The 15,370-nt window shown below is 56.3% G+C and carries 15 protein-coding genes and 1 pseudogene; 6 read left to right on the top strand and 10 right to left on the bottom strand.

The genetic code is table 11. The features are described 5' to 3' along the window. Positions 1–105: 105 nt before the first annotated feature. From FIU92_RS17365 to FIU92_RS17355, 3 genes are read left to right on the top strand one after another with little or no spacing between them, the layout of a single operon-like run. Positions 106–1,056, top strand: a complete 951-nt coding sequence (locus FIU92_RS17365) for a glutathione S-transferase family protein (RefSeq protein ID WP_152459966.1) — start codon at positions 106–108, stop codon at positions 1,054–1,056. Beyond that, positions 1,056–1,985 (top strand): DMT family transporter, encoded by a 930-nt coding sequence (locus FIU92_RS17360; RefSeq protein WP_152459965.1) that lies wholly within the window; start codon positions 1,056–1,058, stop codon positions 1,983–1,985. The genes FIU92_RS17365 and FIU92_RS17360 overlap by 1 nt, the downstream gene beginning before the upstream one ends. A 39-nt stretch (positions 1,986–2,024) precedes the next feature. Then, on the top strand, positions 2,025–2,402 hold the full coding sequence (locus tag FIU92_RS17355; protein WP_152459964.1) for a nuclear transport factor 2 family protein: 378 nt from the start codon (positions 2,025–2,027) through the stop codon (positions 2,400–2,402). Positions 2,403–2,710: 308 nt separating this feature from the next. Here FIU92_RS17355 and FIU92_RS17350 read toward each other — a convergent pair whose 3' ends face one another. Beyond that, a complete protein-coding gene (locus FIU92_RS17350) occupies positions 2,711–4,567 on the bottom strand; it encodes a CHASE2 domain-containing protein (RefSeq protein WP_152459963.1) in 1,857 nt (618 codons plus the stop codon). Further along, positions 4,561–5,175: a FecR family protein gene (locus tag FIU92_RS17345; RefSeq protein WP_152459962.1), complete on the bottom strand. Its 615-nt coding sequence runs from the start codon at positions 5,173–5,175 to the stop codon at positions 4,561–4,563. Before FIU92_RS17345 ends, FIU92_RS17350 begins: the two co-directional genes overlap by 7 nt. A gap of 262 nt (positions 5,176–5,437) precedes the next feature. Between FIU92_RS17345 and FIU92_RS17340 the strand changes: the two genes are divergently transcribed. Further along, the gene (locus FIU92_RS17340; RefSeq protein ID WP_152459961.1) at positions 5,438–6,121 is read left to right on the top strand and encodes an IS6 family transposase; all 684 of its coding nucleotides are present in this window, start codon (positions 5,438–5,440) and stop codon (positions 6,119–6,121) included. A gap of 52 nt (positions 6,122–6,173) precedes the next feature. Here FIU92_RS17340 and FIU92_RS17335 read toward each other — a convergent pair. The 4 genes and pseudogenes from FIU92_RS17335 to FIU92_RS17320 all read right to left on the bottom strand — a co-directional run. Then, positions 6,174–6,320, bottom strand: a pseudogene (locus FIU92_RS17335) (IS6 family transposase); the annotation flags it as partial. A 276-nt stretch (positions 6,321–6,596) separates the two neighbouring features. Continuing rightward, a complete protein-coding gene (locus tag FIU92_RS17330; protein ID WP_152459960.1) occupies positions 6,597–8,567 on the bottom strand; it encodes a pyridoxamine 5'-phosphate oxidase family protein in 1,971 nt (656 codons plus the stop codon). Between the two features lie 69 nt (positions 8,568–8,636). Beyond that, the gene (locus tag FIU92_RS17325; RefSeq protein ID WP_152459959.1) at positions 8,637–9,113 is read right to left on the bottom strand and encodes a nuclear transport factor 2 family protein; all 477 of its coding nucleotides are present in this window, start codon (positions 9,111–9,113) and stop codon (positions 8,637–8,639) included. A gap of 11 nt (positions 9,114–9,124) precedes the next feature. Then, complete coding sequence (locus FIU92_RS17320; RefSeq protein WP_152459958.1) at positions 9,125–9,748, bottom strand: glutathione S-transferase family protein; 624 nt, start codon at positions 9,746–9,748, stop codon at positions 9,125–9,127. Between the two features lie 107 nt (positions 9,749–9,855). Between FIU92_RS17320 and FIU92_RS17315 the strand changes: the two genes are divergently transcribed. Further along, a complete protein-coding gene (locus tag FIU92_RS17315) occupies positions 9,856–10,755 on the top strand; it encodes a LysR family transcriptional regulator (RefSeq protein WP_152459957.1) in 900 nt (299 codons plus the stop codon). A 300-nt stretch (positions 10,756–11,055) separates the two neighbouring features. Here the strand turns inward: FIU92_RS17315 and FIU92_RS17310 are convergent, their stop codons facing one another. Then, positions 11,056–11,499, bottom strand: coding sequence for a ketosteroid isomerase family protein (locus tag FIU92_RS17310; protein ID WP_152459956.1), 444 nt, complete (start codon positions 11,497–11,499; stop codon positions 11,056–11,058). 3 nt (positions 11,500–11,502) lie between these two features. Then, the gene (locus FIU92_RS23155; RefSeq protein WP_256367499.1) at positions 11,503–11,637 is read right to left on the bottom strand and encodes a hypothetical protein; all 135 of its coding nucleotides are present in this window, start codon (positions 11,635–11,637) and stop codon (positions 11,503–11,505) included. Between the two features lie 71 nt (positions 11,638–11,708). Between FIU92_RS23155 and FIU92_RS17305 the strand changes: the two genes are divergently transcribed. After that, positions 11,709–12,389: an IS6 family transposase gene (locus FIU92_RS17305; RefSeq protein WP_152459955.1), complete on the top strand. Its 681-nt coding sequence runs from the start codon at positions 11,709–11,711 to the stop codon at positions 12,387–12,389. A 567-nt stretch (positions 12,390–12,956) separates the two neighbouring features. Here the strand turns inward: FIU92_RS17305 and FIU92_RS17300 are convergent. After that, positions 12,957–14,066: a ParB N-terminal domain-containing protein gene (locus FIU92_RS17300; RefSeq protein WP_152459954.1), complete on the bottom strand. Its 1,110-nt coding sequence runs from the start codon at positions 14,064–14,066 to the stop codon at positions 12,957–12,959. Then, positions 14,063–15,370, bottom strand: coding sequence for an AAA family ATPase (locus FIU92_RS17295; protein WP_152459953.1), 1,308 nt, complete (start codon positions 15,368–15,370; stop codon positions 14,063–14,065). The genes FIU92_RS17300 and FIU92_RS17295 overlap by 4 nt, the downstream gene beginning before the upstream one ends.

Raw genomic sequence — 15,370 nt, 5'->3', positions numbered from 1 at the left:
CTTTGGGCGAATTATTCTCACCTATAAGTTTCAAATTCACACGATTATCACCGTAATGGAAGGTAAATAGGTTGTGGGCAAGTCCTGCTAACGCCGGAGGCTGACATGCCCAAGATGCTCATCAACGGAATACTGCGTGATAAACCGCCGGCCTCGGACGGCCGTTTTCACCGCCTGCAAAGCCCATTCAGGAGCCACATCAGCGCGCAGCCGGGCGCCCCTTTCCCGAACACGGCGGGCCGGTATCACCTGTACTTGTCCAAAGCCTGCCCCTGGTGTCATAGCGTCGATCTGGTTCTGACTTTGAAGGGATTGCGCGATGCGTTCAGCATCACCTGGATGGACCCGATCATGTCGGAAAACGGATGGGTCATCGACCAGACCCTGTTCAACGACCAAAGCGGCGTAGAACGCACCCGCTTCCTTTACGAAGCCTATCAGCGCGCCAAACCGGATTACACGGGTCCGATCAGCGTGCCAGTGCTGCTGGACAAGGTGACGGGCCGGATCGTCAGCACCGAATCGGCCGAAGTCGTGCGCATGCTTCAGACGGCGTTTCCCAATGCTACGGAACCCGATCTTCGCCCGTCCCATCTTTGCGACGAAATCGACCGGATCGCCGAACAAATTCAGTCACCGATCCGCGAAGGCGTCTATCGCGCCGGGTTTGCAACCAACCAGATCGCGTATGGCGAGGCCGTAACAGCGCTCTTTGCCTGTCTCGACGCGATTGAGGAAACGCTTGGCCAACGCCGGTTCCTGGCCGGAGACGTGCTGACAGAGGTTGACCTGAAACTGTTTCCGACACTTCTGCGGTTTGACCCGGTCTATGTGACCCACTTCAAGACCGACTACAAACGCATCAGCGACTATGTCGCCCTGCCCCGCTATCTGGCCGACATCATGGGGTTGCCGGGCGTGGCCGACACTGTGGACATGGCCCATATCCGTCAGCATTATTTCCTCAGCCATCGTCACATCAACCCCAGCGGAATTGTCCCGATCGGCCCGGCTTCCATGCCCTCAGCCGATGTGCCGGAAATGGGGGCCGCGTGATGCCTGATATTGTCAGAAGATCCCCTGTATCAGCGCTGATCATGGCCATCGGTGTCCTGGTGGGGGTCAGTTTCACTTTGTCCAAATTCGTCTCGATGGCGGGAATATCAGCTCTGACCGCTTTGTTCTGGCAGGTTTTGCTGGCCAGCATCGCGCTGTTGGCGTTGTGCTTGCTGTCGAAGAAGCGCGTGGTGCTCAACACGCGGCACATCCCCTATTATGTCGGTGCCGGAGTTTTCGGTGTCAGCGGCCCCGCTGTGATCGGGTTTCTGGTGCTGGAGCACGTGAGCCTTGGGTTCTATTCCGCCCTCGTCACGCTGTCACCGCTGTTTACCTTCGCGATAACGGCACTGATCGCGCGCAGGATGCTGCCGTTGCACCGCCTAGTTGGTATTCTGATCGGCCTTACTGGGGTCAGCCTTGCTACCATGGGTGGGTTTGACCTGATGGGTGTCGAGCCGGCGTGGATTGCCCTGTCGCTTTTGGGGCCCTTGTTTCTGGCCTGCGGCAACGTCTTTCGCAGCTATGCCTACCCGCCCGGCGGCGATCCGTTGGGGCTGGCGACCGGAACGCTTCTGTCACAGCTGTTGTTGATTTCCGCCCTGTTACTGGGACGCGGCAGCACAATCAGCGACGTCTCGGTGCCCCCTGCCCTGCTTGGCGCAATCCTCGGCATCGGATTCATCACCGCGCTCAGCTATGCGCTGACCTTCGAAGTACAGCGGCGCACGGATGGCGTTGGGTTCGCGCAGGTCGGCTATTTTGCCACGCTTTCCGGCATCGCAATCGGGGCAATTGTCTTTCGCGAACCTCTTGGCCTTGGGCTGCTGGGGTCCCTCGCAATCTTGTTCCTTGGGCTAGCCGTCACCAACGGCTACCTGAAACTCCCGCCGGTCCTGCACCGACGGTCACAGGCTAAACAGACTTAGACCCACCGATAACGTTCAAACACAAAAGGAAACCAGAAGATGCAAATCACGGCCCCCACCACCGCAGCCCACGCGCCCCGGATCGCGTCCCTTTATACCGCGGTTGACGCGCTCGACGAAGCCGGTGTTGTTGAACATGTGACCGAAGACGTGCAATTCCAGCTTGGCAATTTCGAACAGATTGACGGGCGCATAGCCGTGCAAGCTGCGAACGCGGATTTCTTTGCCACGATCCAGGGTATGCAACACACCATCACCGGCATCTGGTCTAGCGGCGATACCGCGTTCTGCGACGGCACGGTCCACTATACGCGCAAGGATCAAAGCACGCACGACGTGCGCTTTGCTGCACGTTTCAACTTTCGCGAGGACAGGATCGCGGATTACCGGGTGTATGTGGATATCTCGGGTCTTTGATGCCTGTGATCAGGGCGGTGCGCTTTGCCTGCCGCTCTGGCCGACACGGGCAGAAACAGCCATAATTGCGATGTAGCTTCGGAAGAGGGTTCGATGACCGATCGCAGCATTCTGGAACAGCTCATGACGATGTCTACCACGGTCGCGGGGCAAAGATCCTGAAGATGAGAGAGGAGATCAAGAAAAAGACAATCCGAAAACGTCGGTTGCAGCATCAAGCCGCTGCAGCCTAAACTCAGACAGAAACCGAACCAGAGCCTCCGTTACGAAACTGCTTGCGCTGTCCGGAAAACTCTGACGACGGACACCTAGGACTCGACTGTGCCCGGAAGCGGGCCTGTCCAGATGTCTAGTGGCTCCATCCGACCGCGAAGCGTATGTTTGCCAGCTGGGCGCAATCCCATTTTCTCTGCTCGTTCGCGCGTTTGCGGATCTGGTTCCAGAAGTGCACCGGAGAGGGCAATAGCCACGTGTTGAGATTTGGCGAACTCCTGCAGGCGACTGGCTGTGTTTACCACGTCACCGCTCACTGCGAGTTGTTTGTGGCGCTTGCCACCGATAACACTGGTCTGGACCGGGCCCGCATGCCCACCGACCCGTATCCCGAGACCGGGCCAGTCCGGACTTGTGCCAACCGCCGCATACAGCGCCTCGATGAAGCACAGCGCGCGCATAGCGTCGTCCGGGCCGGGTTCCGGCAGCCCAAAGACAACCATCGCGCCATCTCCGGCAAAATGTGCGATGATCCCGCGCTGTGGTTCCAGGGACTGTTCGACAAGCCCGTGGAACAACCGCAAAAAATCGGCGGTGCCCTCAGGGCCGAGGCTCTCGGAATGCGTCGTGAAGTTAGCGACATCAACAAACAAAACAACGGCGGGCCTTGCCGTGGCTTCAAACCGGGGGTCGGCCGCATCTGCCAACCGCTCAACAAGCAGGGGCGACTGATAGAGCGCGAGGTTCGCAGCACGCCGACGATGTTCCATGAGCCGCAGCCCGGCGCCGGCACCAGCTCCGAGCAGCAGCGAGAAGACTGCTGTGACCCCGTCCAGCCACCAACCAACGACGAATGCAGCTTGCAGCATGAGGGCCAGCACGCTGAACACTGTAGCGGTCGCCAAAACCCCTAGCCAGGGCCGGTCCATTCTTGCGGCGAAGAATCCGAGCGTGGCTGCGATCAGCGCCACTGCGATGTCCAATGACCATGTCAGCGCGTCACGACGCAGAAAACGCTGCTCGATCACGTTTGCAGCCAAAGTTGCATGCAGCTCAACGCCGGGAAAGGTAGCATCGTAGGACGCAGCGTGCCGGTCTCCGAACCCGGTTGCGGTGGCCCCGACAAACAAGATCTTGTCCCGCAGGTTTGCCTCCCCAAGCTCTGCGAAAGAATAGGTCGGGATCGTCCCTTCTTGCCCGTAAAAGTTCAGGGGGATAGCGCCCTGCCTGTCCAGCGCGACCAAGGTGTCCCCAACTGTCAGGTGCCCGCCTGTTTCGGATGACCGCAACTGTAGGTCCAGCTTATCATCCGCCGCCTTGAGGACCGCAAGGGCGAGCGGCGGATACCATGCGTTGCCGTCCTTAGTTGCCAGATACTGCGCAGCAATAAGCCGACGTGCTGCTCCATCGGGATCATGGCGCAGGTTCACATGTCCGATCGATGCCACACCGCGCAAGGTTTCAGCCGGTCCCAACGCGGGCAGCGGGTTGTCCAACTCAGGGGCAATCACAACTGAAAAATCGCCGCTCTGGAGATCTTGCAGAGATGCATCAGCGGGCGCCTCGGCTACCCCAAGTACTGCGTCTGCACCTGCCAATGCCTCAGCAAGACCTTCGTCACCCGCACGAGGATCAATCAACAGAAAGTCCAAAGCAATTGCTGCGGCATCCGCCTCTGAGGCAATCGTCACCGCCTCTGCCAAGGCTGATCGAGCCGGCGGAAACGTTTCAAGCTGTGCCATGGCAGCATCGTCAAATGCAATGATTGCGACACCCTCCGGGGGTGTCACCGGGCCGCGCCAAAAGAATCTGGCGTCGAGCAGCCTGCCTTCAACTCCCTGCCAAAACGTACTTCGGTCCCCGGGGTGCCAGATCGCGATCAACAGGCTCGACAGCAGCACGATCACCCCAGTGATGCGTCGTACGCGTCGAAACCCGTCGCGTGCTACCATTCCGCCCCGAGAAGTGCGTCGAATTCCTCAATACGCGCCGACCCCCAATCCGTGACCGCCCCAACTTCGCCAGAGGAGGATACATCAATGCCTTTGCCTGGGCTTAGTTGCGCAACGGTGTCATCTGCAGAAACAAACACCGTGCCTTCACGTGTGAAGATGGCGCTTGCACTGTTTTCGACTCGCATCGCCCACTCGGTGGAACGGACCGCGGCAACAGCAGAAGGGGTTCTGACCTGGACGCCGTTTCCGTCTTCCGAAGAAAAAAGAAACCCGGCGATGCCATCGATCAGTCGCAGTCCAAAGGGGCGCGTTTCATGATCCAATAGACCAAGCACGTCGATCTCGCTTTCCGGGCCTACAACAACTTCAAGCCCATCATAGCAGGCCATGGTAACCCTTGCATCGGCTTCCGTGCGCAGCTTGGCATTCAACCCCAAACCCAAACCAACGACTGCAGGTTGGGCGCCTGCTCCTCGGGCAGAAACGACTGCCTGCCCATCCGTTTGCATTATGACACAGATGCCTTGTGTTTGAGCGCCGACCGAACCGGCCAACCCAATCCAGGAGTAAATAAGAAGGATAATAAGCAAGCTTTTTTGAATCATTGCGGCCTCGCGGCTGAAGATACTCACCAGACTGAAGAGTATGACACGAGAGGTCAACCAAAGGCGGCCTTACGTTTCTGTCGCATGGGTGGGAAACTGCTGGTTTCAATCAACGCCCGCCCTCGTCCCCGATTCAGATTGGACACGCAAAACTCACGAAATGGGGAATGTCTGCGTTCGGGTTCTGTCGCAAACTCCGTCCACACCTGTCAGATCGAACGCAGTTTTGTTAACGCATGCTGGAACATGACAGGAGCAAACCGTGGCGATTTCATTTAAGGGCGCACATTTTCCGAAAGACGTGATCTTGCACGCGGTTTTCTTCTATCTGCGCTACGGTGTTTCATACCGGGATCTGGAAGAAATCATGGCAGAACGTGGCGTTGATCTGGATCATGCAACGCTGAACCGCTGGGTCAGTCGATATTCTGGCCTCATTGCTGAAGCAGCGCGGTATAGAAAGCGTCCTGCAGATCGTTCGTGGCGCATGGATGAGACTTATGTGCGGGTCAAAGGCAATTGGGTTTATCTCTATCGAGCTATCGACAAACACGGCAAGACCTTGGATTTCATGTTATCCGAGCGCCGGAATAAAGCCGCTGCGACGAAGTTCTTCGCCCGCGCGCTTGAGGTGAACGGTTTGCCAAGGAAGATTGTCATCGACAAAAGTGGTGCCAACACAGCCGGTATCAAAGCAATTAACAAGATGCTGAAAGGCTTTGGTTGTCCGATCCCGATCGAGATGGTGAGGCAGAAGTATCTCAACAACATCATTGAACAGGATCATCGCTTCATAAAACGGCGTATCCGGCCAATGCTGGGGTTCAAATCTTTCGCTTCAGCTGCATCTGTCCTGGCAGGCATAGAACTGGTCAACATGATCCGCAAAGGTCAATTCACGCCCGGAATCCGTCCGTTTCAGCAGTTCATCCAACTGGCAGGATAATCAACCCGCCTGCGTTGCCTTCTCGTCATTCAAAGGAATTTGCGACAGAACCCCTGTTGAGAGTGGCGTGGTCCACCTGCACGCCGCGTTCGGCCATGATCTCTTCCAAATCACGATACGACACTGTGTACCGCAAATAGAAATACACAGCGTAAAGAACTGCATCCTTGGGAAAGTGGCAGCCTTTCAGAGAGATCATACTTAAAACCTGTTCGAAAACTATTCGACGGGAAGAGACTGTGAAACCTGAGTGCTCGTCAATCTCAGTTCAAAATTTGCGACACAACCCTTCGATCCTCCCTCCAAACCCAATCATCAGCAACGCGCTGGCGGCAGGATTATATCGTCTTTCGCAATGGAAGTTTTAAGAAGCCGGCCGACTGCAACGGCGCTGCATGCGCACTCGGCGGCTCTGAGCCCATACTCACCGATGCTCAGACCAGTGCGAATTTCCACATTTGGCCGGACGACGAAATCAGAAGATAAATGTTTCGCGGTGACGTCGAGACTCTTCGACGCCCAATTCGGTGAGCATTGCTTCGGTTCCATTCATCAAGCCGCCAGGTCCACACATGAATACTTCACGCGCGTTCAGCTCTGTGACGGATTGAATGTCTTCAATCCCCATGCGTCGTTTTTCTAGTTTCAGTATGTTGCTGGGAACCAATTCGTACAGACTATCCATAGCAGACCGTGCAGCAGAAGGCGACGTGCTTGTGCTTTGAAAGGCAGCGATGCGGAACTTCACGTGATCGGGTAGTGCGCCCTGCGGCGGCCTGAAGTGGTTCAAAACGTTAATATCGTCACCCCGTCCGGCGTACAAAAGCACGATGTCGGTCGACATCTGATCCGGATTTGTCTTTGCGATCTGCACGATCCCGTCCCACATCGACATGAATGGTGTAATGCCAACACCGCCAGCGATCCAAAGCATCTTTGGCGGGACAGTTGGGGCCGTGCCGTCAGGGCCCTCTTTGAAACAAGTGAACCCTGCGCCGGTCCCCTTGAAGGCGACGGGCAGAGAGTTGGCGACAAGCGCAGCGGCATTGTCGTGCAGGACATTTGACATCAACCCGCCCGGTTTGCGTTTGACTGTAACGCTGACCTTGTCGGTTGCCCAGAACGCATTGGTATTCTGGTCAAATTGCGGTGCACTGGATAGCGTCCAGGTCCGGACGAAATCTTCGTTCACCATCTGGGGGTTTGCCTCGTTCATGTGGCTGTAACCCCGGTCCAGAAGTTCTGAGAAGTCAAAGACACCGAACCCACCCGGCAAGGGTGCATTGATGGGGGACGAGAGCCTGAATTTGAATGTTTTGATGCTGTCGGACAGAGTTTGTGTTGAAACGAGTGTGGCAGAGAGCGCCTCCTTGCCCTCGGCCAAGGGGGCGTGCCCCATCTGTTCCAGTTCTTGCCGCAACAGCCTGACCGGCGGATTATAGGGCGAGAGCTGCTCCTCGGATGTCAGTTTCAGGTTCAGCCCTTCTTTGACCAGTACCGCCCCCGTCACCTTGATGCGCGTCAGCAGATTGGTGCGCGGCATCAGGGCCTCGGCTTCATCGTCAGCCAGATTTTCAGCCTCGCCAGTGATGTAAAGCACATCGCCCGTGGTGAAATCGGGGAACACAAGACCTACCTGCGGGTCTGTCTCGATATTGCCCAAGGATTGATAAAAGCGATTGCCGGAATGATCCGGCAAAACGAGATAGGTCGTGATCTGCTCGCCATCTTGTTCTTCGTAGAGGCGGACAAAGCCCGGCGCGCCGCCGCGATGGTTCACGCCCATATCCGATTGCGTGTCCGCAACATTATCTACAGCGGTGTATTTTGTTGCCAAGAATACTGTGCTTGATTGATCAACCACGGCTTTAGCAATTTCAGGCAAGGCCTCTGTCCGTGTATCAAAACTGTCATGCAAAAGCTCCGCAGTACGCTGCACATGTGTCACCTCGCGCACGGTGATGTACTTCGGGCAATTTCCGAGATGCTGGTCGGAAATCAGCCGAAGCCGCAGTTTTCCGGAATCCTCAACAGATGCAACGCCAATTGCTCCGGCGATCTTGTTGCGACGACGGTTCCTGAAATCAATTCCGACCCCTGCAAAGAGCCGCCTTTGATCAGCGGGCATCGCAGATTGCTGAAAGGCGCGCGCAAAAGGGTCAAAGGGGGATGTTTCGGCGACGACATCGGTCGTATTGCGCCCACCCTGTTTGATGCCGAGCGTTGGATCATCCTCCGACGCCGTCACCAAAAGGCTGACCCAAGGCCGCCCCTGCTGGTCAAGCGTTGCCAGTGGCAAATAGGGCAGACCCGCGAAGAAATCAGCGTGCTGCTGCGGCATGTCGCTGCTAATATATTGTGGAATGGCGGCTCTAAGCTCTTTGGGTGTGTTACGCCGTTCTTGCAGCAGCAGCTCCCCCTTATGTGACAGATGTATCTGCGTCATTGTCGGATCCTTCCGCCATTGCCTTTGGAGTTCTCGTTCGGGGGCATTTCGATGCCCCCGAATGATGGATTAAAGTCCCAGATCACTTAGGCTTGGGTGATCGTCTGGTCGCCGCCCCAGCGGCCAGCGGAACTTGCGATCCGCCTTAGCAATCGGGTGCTCGTTGATGCTGGCGAACCGACGTTCCATAAAGCCGTTCTCGTCGAACTCCCAGTTTTCGTTGCCATAGGCGCGAAACCAATTCCCGCTGTCATCATGGTATTCATAGGCGTATCGCACCGCGATGCGGTTCCCATCATGAACCCACAGCTCTTTGATCAGGCGATAGTCCAATTCCTTCGCCCATTTGCGTGTCAGGAATTCTTCAATCTGGGCACGTCCTTCGGGAAACTCGGCCCGATTACGCCACTTGCTGTCCGGCGTATAGGCAAGCGCGACCTTGGCAGCGTCACGGCTGTTCCACCCGTCTTCAGCAAGGCGCACCTTTTCGATGGCCGTTTCCTTGGTGAAAGGCGGTAAAGGATGGCGGGGTGCTTCCTTGCACATCACATGTCTCCTTATTCGGCCAGCAGGCCAACGGCGGTTGCGGGCATCGCCTCAAACCCGGGCAAGGCTTCAAAACGAGCAAGCCACGCACGCACGTTGGGATAGGGATCCAGCGACACGTTCCCCTCGGGCGCATGTGCCGTGTACGAATATGTCGCCACATCCGCGATCGTCGGGCGATCACCGACAAGCCATTCACGGCCCTCAAGCCCCTGTTCCAGTTTCTGCATCGCTTTTTCGGCGGTTGCGGCTGCGAAATCTGCGTCCAAAGGCGCCCCAAAAACAGTGATCAACCGTGCGGCACAGGACCCGAAGGCAATTTCCCCAGCCGCAAGCGTGAGCCAGCGCTGAACCTCGGCCTCTTCAAATGCAGTGCTGGGAATCCAGTCAGGCGCATAAGACCGGGCAAGGTAGACAAGAATCGCATTTGAATCTGGCACAATCACATCGCCATCTTCCAGAACCGGAACCTGGCCATTCGGGTTCATGGCAAGAAATTCTGGCGACTTATGCGCACCAGCGGCAAGATCAACCGGCACGGCTTCATGTGCAATCCCGGCAAGTTTGGCGAACACCAGGGCACGATGCGCGTGACCTGATTTGGCGAAATGGTGAATGCGAACGGCGTTTGACATCAGTGTCTCCAGTCAGTTTTAGCGTCTTGGAATGACATACCTGCTACATTGCATTGCGATAATTGCCGGTTTTGGTGTAAGTTTAAGCCCTGAAAGGGCGCAATAAAATGGACAAGATTGATCGCATGCGCGCGTTCGCGCTGGTCGCAAAGAACGCCTCATTCACCGTCGCGGCACAGCGCATGGGGCGATCTGCGCGTTTGGTCAGCAAATACGTGGCTGATCTGGAAAACGCGCTCGGTGTGCAACTGCTTAACCGCACGACGCGCAGCGTGGCTTTGACTGATGCGGGCGCAACATATCTGGCGCTGTGCGAGCCGCTTCTTGATGGGTTTGATGAGCTTGAAGAACGCGTGAAAAATGAACAGGCCTCGCTGCGCGGTGTGATCCACATCTCTGCACCCACCGGCTTTGGCGCACTACGTCTTGCGCCATCGCTGGTGCGGTTTGCAGAAAAACACCCGAATGTGGAACTTGACCTGCAATTCTCAGACCGCAGGGTCTCGATTATCGAAGAAGGGATCGACCTTGCCATTCGGATTGGCCCCATGCGCGACAGCTCACTTAAAATGCGCCAGCTTGGTCGCATGCCCTTGGTCGTTTGTGCCTCTCCTGCCTATCTGCAACGTGCAGGGACACCGGCCCACCCACGCACACTTGCCACCCACGAATGCATTCTGGATGGCAATATGACAGAGCCCACTGTTTGGAGATTTGACATCGACGGCCAAGAAGAAGCGGTGCAGGTCAACGGGCGCTTTCGAATGAGCGCACCAGCAGGATCGGCCCGCATTGCCGCAGCAGGCGCCGCCATCGCACGATGCCCGGCCTACACTGTCGCAGAGGCCCTGAAATCCGGTGAGCTGGTCGAACTTTTTGCCGACCACCGCGTCGCACCCTATGTTGTGGCCGCGCTTTTTCCACATAACCGGCACCTCACGACACGCGTGCGTACGCTCATTGATCACCTCGCGGCGGATCGGATGTTATGCCCTGATGGCGCATGAAACCGTTCTAGTTGATCTGTTCGTTGGTGCGATTAAGTTGCCAGAAATACGCAAGCCGGATGTAAGGCTTATGAATGGTGGATGTAGGGCCATACGACCCCTCACTAAGTGAGGTGGACTTTGAGTGTTATAGCCTGGATGTCCGTTTGGTCCAAGCACGATGCAACGAATGCGTGTTGGACATTAGACCAGCCGTTCATCCGCCGCGCGCCGAAATGTGAAGGAGACCCCAAAACCGCCAATGCTGCGCGATAGATAGACGACCTCTTCGCAGAAGCAGTCGGCATCTGCCGGCCCAGTTTAGCCTTCATGCACGTTGTACATGTCACTCAAGATCCTCCACTCACCGTCAGACCAACGCATCACAAACTGAAGTGTGCCAGTGAACTCGACGTTCATAGATGGAATTGAGATGTCTGCGTTCCCGACCATCATTGCGAGCGTGCCGTCTTCCGAGACCTCAAGCACGTCCACAGAATGCAGATTGGTGGCTTGTTGAGCGCTCATGAAACTAAAGACTTCGGATGCGCCTTGCTGACCGGGAACTGGCCGAGTGTCTGGCGAAATCCAGAGTGACGTGTCGGCATATAAGCCCACCAGACCCTCCACATCGTAATCCGCTGCGAGCGCATTGAAACGATCGTTGAAGGCCAATAGCTCGGCTTGTACGTCACGAGGGGCATCTTCGGCCCAAGCCGTGAAAGCGACGAGCATGGCGGCCAGTGTCAAAGAGAGATGCCGCATTGGCTATGCCTCGTCTGCGCGGGTCATGATCACTTCACGGGTGATCTGCCAGCGACCGTCTTCGAAGACGAAATCGATGCTCAGCGTGACGAGCTGCTTTCGGTTGGTAACGTTGTTCTTGCGACGGATCTGTTGCAAACTTTTGGCTGTTGACGAGGTCAGATGCTGCGGGTGAATGACTTTCGGTAAAATCAGTCGAAAGTCAGTTCATGGTTTCCTTCAAAGGCGCGCAATATCCGAAGGATGTGATCCTGTTCGCGGTGTTTTTCTATGTCCGATACGGTGTGTCTTACCGGGATCTGGAAGAAATCATGGCCGAGCGCGGTGTTTCAGTGGACCACACCACGCTGAACCGGTGGGTAACACGGTATTCTGGTGCAATCGCTGAGGCAGCACGTCGCCGCAAAGGGCCTTGTAATCGTTCGTGGAGAATGGACGAAACTTACATCAAAGTTAAAGGCGCGTGGGTTTACCTCTATCGAGCTGTCGACAAGCACGGCAAGACCCTTGATTTCATGCTTTCGCGACGTCGCAACAAACCAGCCGCCACCAAGTTCTTCGCCAGGATGTTGGAGATCAATGGGTTGCCGAAGAAGATTGTGATCGACAAGAGCGGTGCCAACACCGCCGGCATCAAGGCCATCAACAAAATGCTCAAAAGCTTTGGCTGCCCGATCCCAATTGAGATGGTGAGGCGGAAATACTTGAACAATATCGTGGAACAGGACCACCGTTTCATCAAGAGACGCACTCGGCCAATGCTGGGGTTCAAGGCCTTTGCTTCAGCGGCGGCAACGCTTGACGGAATAGAAGTGGCGCACATGATCCGCAAGGGTCAAATCACGCCCGGACTCTGCCCATTTCAGCAGTTTGCTGAGCTCGCCACCTGACTCACAAGCGATTGCCGAAACAACTCAACGGGCTCAAATCTTTGCAACAAAACCTTACACTGTAGAGCAGCAAAGCATTGCCAACCGCAGGTGTTTTCAGGCCGCCTCTCCGCTTGTGCGCATAATTTTGGATTTTTGATCCTTACTTTTCCACAACACGATTTCACTATAACATTTGATAATTTTTCTTATCATATATAATTGTTCTAACCGAGATTGTGTGCAGTGAGTAGCCGTCATATCACCTTATTACCCTGTCACATGTTGCATGCCGAAATCTCGAGCAGGTATCGAGCGCCCTTCCGTGATCTGAACGTACGAACCCGAACAAGACGCCGTAGTTTTAGGCCCCGACAACACTCCGTGAAAATGACCGTTCCTGAACCGACGTCAATGATCGAAGCCACAAGCCCCGTCTCAAGCTGCGGCAGCATCGATCACGGGACACGAATTCAAGGCAAAACAACTTATGGGCAGTAATCCCTTGCTGAGAACGTCCAGGCATTAGCGACAAGACAAAGGCGCCGGATTCGACCGGCGCCTTTTCTCGGACCTTCAAACCAAACCTTACCCGTGGGTAAGATCGTCTTCCTCGGGAAGAGCATCGATGAAAGCAGCTATTGCCGCCTCAAGTTTGCTGCGATCAACACGCGTAAAGTCCAAATCATATCTCAACTCAATTCGACCACTGGATGCCGAGCACTTGGCGATCCCTGCCCGCCCTGATACCTGAAACGTGGTCTTTGCACGTCGTGGTTTATCGGCACTTTCAACCGGAGCCTTCTTTGCCACGCTTGTTTCCGGCGCGCCCAGAAATGACCTGAGGATAGCAACCTCACGCGCTCCGTCACGGTCTGGCTCGCTCATGACCGCGGCACTCACCTGGCGCACCAGACCGGGCGTTGCATCCAGCTTGCGCTTCAGCTCTACGCCTACGTTGCGCGGAATGTCGTTCGGATGTTTCAGAACCTTGTCCAACATCATCAGCAAACTGGCAAATGACCTAATGTAACTCCGCTTTGTGTAACTGGCGGATTTGAACAGAGTGGAAACCGCCTTGTCTACATCCGGGCAATCATTTGCCGGGTCTTCGGCATACGCGCGCGCCAGAGCACCCATTTCCGCAAACGAGATATCCTTGCGGATCAGGTTCTCATCCACCATGCGCCGGTAGCTGCTGTCGAGATCGCCCGCCTCTGAAATACCCGCTGGAATTCTGGCATAAGACTCATCGCCCGTTTCCTCATACAAGACCCGATAGGCAGACAGGCGCCGCATCCCCTGGATCAGTTCAAATCGTCCATCTGAGCGACGCTCAAGTCGGATGGGGTTGGACAATCCGATTTCCTGAATTGACGCTTTTAGCTCGTCCAGTTCCGGATCCGGCCCGGGTTTACGATCCCGCGTCAGCTTTTCAAACAAAATGTCAGCCAATGCTACACGTTCGGTCACCAGACCTTCGGAACGCAGGCGCACGAGTTCATGCGCAAGACGATCGTTTTCTGCGCGAATGGTTTCTTCCGTCGATTGCTGGTCGCGCAGCGCATCAGCATTTTCCGAAATGGCCGCAGCCATCGGGCCTCGCCGCTTTTCAAGAACCTTGTCCGGAACCTTGCCGACAGGAATGTCATCCATTGCGGGCAGGTCGATATCAAACATTCTGCGCTTGCGGCTCATGCGTCATCCTCCAGCTTGTCCCAGGCAGACAGCATCACACCTCGGAATTCCTCGTAAACATTGTCGAACGTCGAACGGGCCCGACGCCAGGTTTCGCGGGTCATTTCGCGATAATCCATTTCGTACACCGAGCTCAGAAAGCGGCCGGATTGCTCGACCGCGCGGGTCATTTCAACAGGGTGCTGGGCGACGTGGTCTCCGAAGACTTTCTGGAACGCGTCAAACATCGCCAGATGCAAAGCGTTTCCGGGCTCGTACCTTGTAAGCAGGAACCGCAGTTCGCAGAAGGTTTTGGGAAGACCGATCTTACCCGTGGGTAAGGTTTTGTCGAACCCGTAGGCCAGGTCCTCCAAAGCTTCTGCCAACTGACCGATAAAAGACGTGGTCGAGTCATATTCCCAGTACCCGGGGCCAGACGGAATGTACAACATGTCCGCCGCGAACACCGCGTTCATGGACTGATACCCAATGGCCGGCGGGCAATCGAACAGGATCAGGTCATAGGCGTCGTCAGGGATTTGATCCAGATACCGGGACACTGCGGCAAAGAAAGACCATTCAGGGTTCAGGTGGCGATACTGTGCCGAGGCAAATTCGACGAAGGCCGCGTTCGCACAGGATGGGATCGCATCGATGGTGGACCAGGACGTCCGCCTGATGAAATCGCTGATCCGCAGATCTCCAAGCCCCATATCCGTGATCGCCGGGGGCAGTTCCCGGCGGGGCAGGGCGGTGCCGGACTCGGCCGCGGCGGGCCGGTTGTTCATGCGCTCGGTCTCGCGGATCAGGTCACGCGCCATGACCCCCCAGACAGTGTAATCCTCGGCGACATCGGTCAGGCCCATTGAATGGCTCAGCGTGGCCTGCGGGTCGAAATCAACGACAAGAACACGGTACCCATCAAGCGCGGCAGCATGCGCAAGATGCAACGCCACCGTTGACTTGCCCGCCCCGCCCTTGAAGTTCGCTACGGCCGCGCGAATGGCCCGCTTGCCCTCGGGACGCGGTGGCATGAGGGATTTACGATTCACCTTGAGCCGCCGCCGCAACTCATTCACCTCCTCCAGGCTGAACCAGCGCTGCCGCCCCTCGGGCTCAACCTCGCCTCCGGGCAGAGACGGATCAGCGGCCAGCTTTCCGCGAAAGGTTGACTGGTTGACCCGGAAGATCAGCTCGGACACTTCCCAGCTCGAAAACCGGCGGAGTGTCTTCTCCATCTCGGGGCTAAAGGTCTGCTGACGAATCCACCCCTGGAGTTTGAGAGATTGATTGCGCAATGCATTCAGGTCTTCGTGCGTGTACAT

Source organism: Ruegeria sp. THAF33 (assembly GCF_009363615.1).
GTDB lineage: Bacteria > Pseudomonadota > Alphaproteobacteria > Rhodobacterales > Rhodobacteraceae > Ruegeria.
Note: the sequence above shows the minus strand (reverse complement) of the source record. Positions and strands in the feature narration are given on the sequence as shown.

Bases quoted from the DNA above. Each gene is read 5' to 3' on its own strand.
- FIU92_RS17365 (WP_152459966.1), top strand. From the start codon at position 106: ATGCCCAAGATGCTCATCAACGGAATACTGCGTGATAAACCGCCGGCC.
- FIU92_RS17360 (WP_152459965.1), top strand. From the start codon at position 1,056: ATGCCTGATATTGTCAGAAGATCCCCTGTATCAGCGCTGATCATGGCC.
- FIU92_RS17355 (WP_152459964.1), top strand. From the start codon at position 2,025: ATGCAAATCACGGCCCCCACCACCGCAGCCCACGCGCCCCGGATCGCG.
- FIU92_RS17350 (WP_152459963.1), bottom strand. From the start codon at position 4,567: ATGGTAGCACGCGACGGGTTTCGACGCGTACGACGCATCACTGGGGTG.
- FIU92_RS17345 (WP_152459962.1), bottom strand. From the start codon at position 5,175: ATGATTCAAAAAAGCTTGCTTATTATCCTTCTTATTTACTCCTGGATT.
- FIU92_RS17330 (WP_152459960.1), bottom strand. From the start codon at position 8,567: ATGACGCAGATACATCTGTCACATAAGGGGGAGCTGCTGCTGCAAGAA.
- FIU92_RS17325 (WP_152459959.1), bottom strand. From the start codon at position 9,113: ATGTGCAAGGAAGCACCCCGCCATCCTTTACCGCCTTTCACCAAGGAA.
- FIU92_RS17320 (WP_152459958.1), bottom strand. From the start codon at position 9,748: ATGTCAAACGCCGTTCGCATTCACCATTTCGCCAAATCAGGTCACGCG.
- FIU92_RS17315 (WP_152459957.1), top strand. From the start codon at position 9,856: ATGGACAAGATTGATCGCATGCGCGCGTTCGCGCTGGTCGCAAAGAAC.
- FIU92_RS17310 (WP_152459956.1), bottom strand. From the start codon at position 11,499: ATGCGGCATCTCTCTTTGACACTGGCCGCCATGCTCGTCGCTTTCACG.
- FIU92_RS17305 (WP_152459955.1), top strand. From the start codon at position 11,709: ATGGTTTCCTTCAAAGGCGCGCAATATCCGAAGGATGTGATCCTGTTC.
- FIU92_RS17300 (WP_152459954.1), bottom strand. From the start codon at position 14,066: ATGAGCCGCAAGCGCAGAATGTTTGATATCGACCTGCCCGCAATGGAT.
- FIU92_RS17295 (WP_152459953.1), bottom strand. From the start codon at position 15,370: ATGTACACGCACGAAGACCTGAATGCATTGCGCAATCAATCTCTCAAA.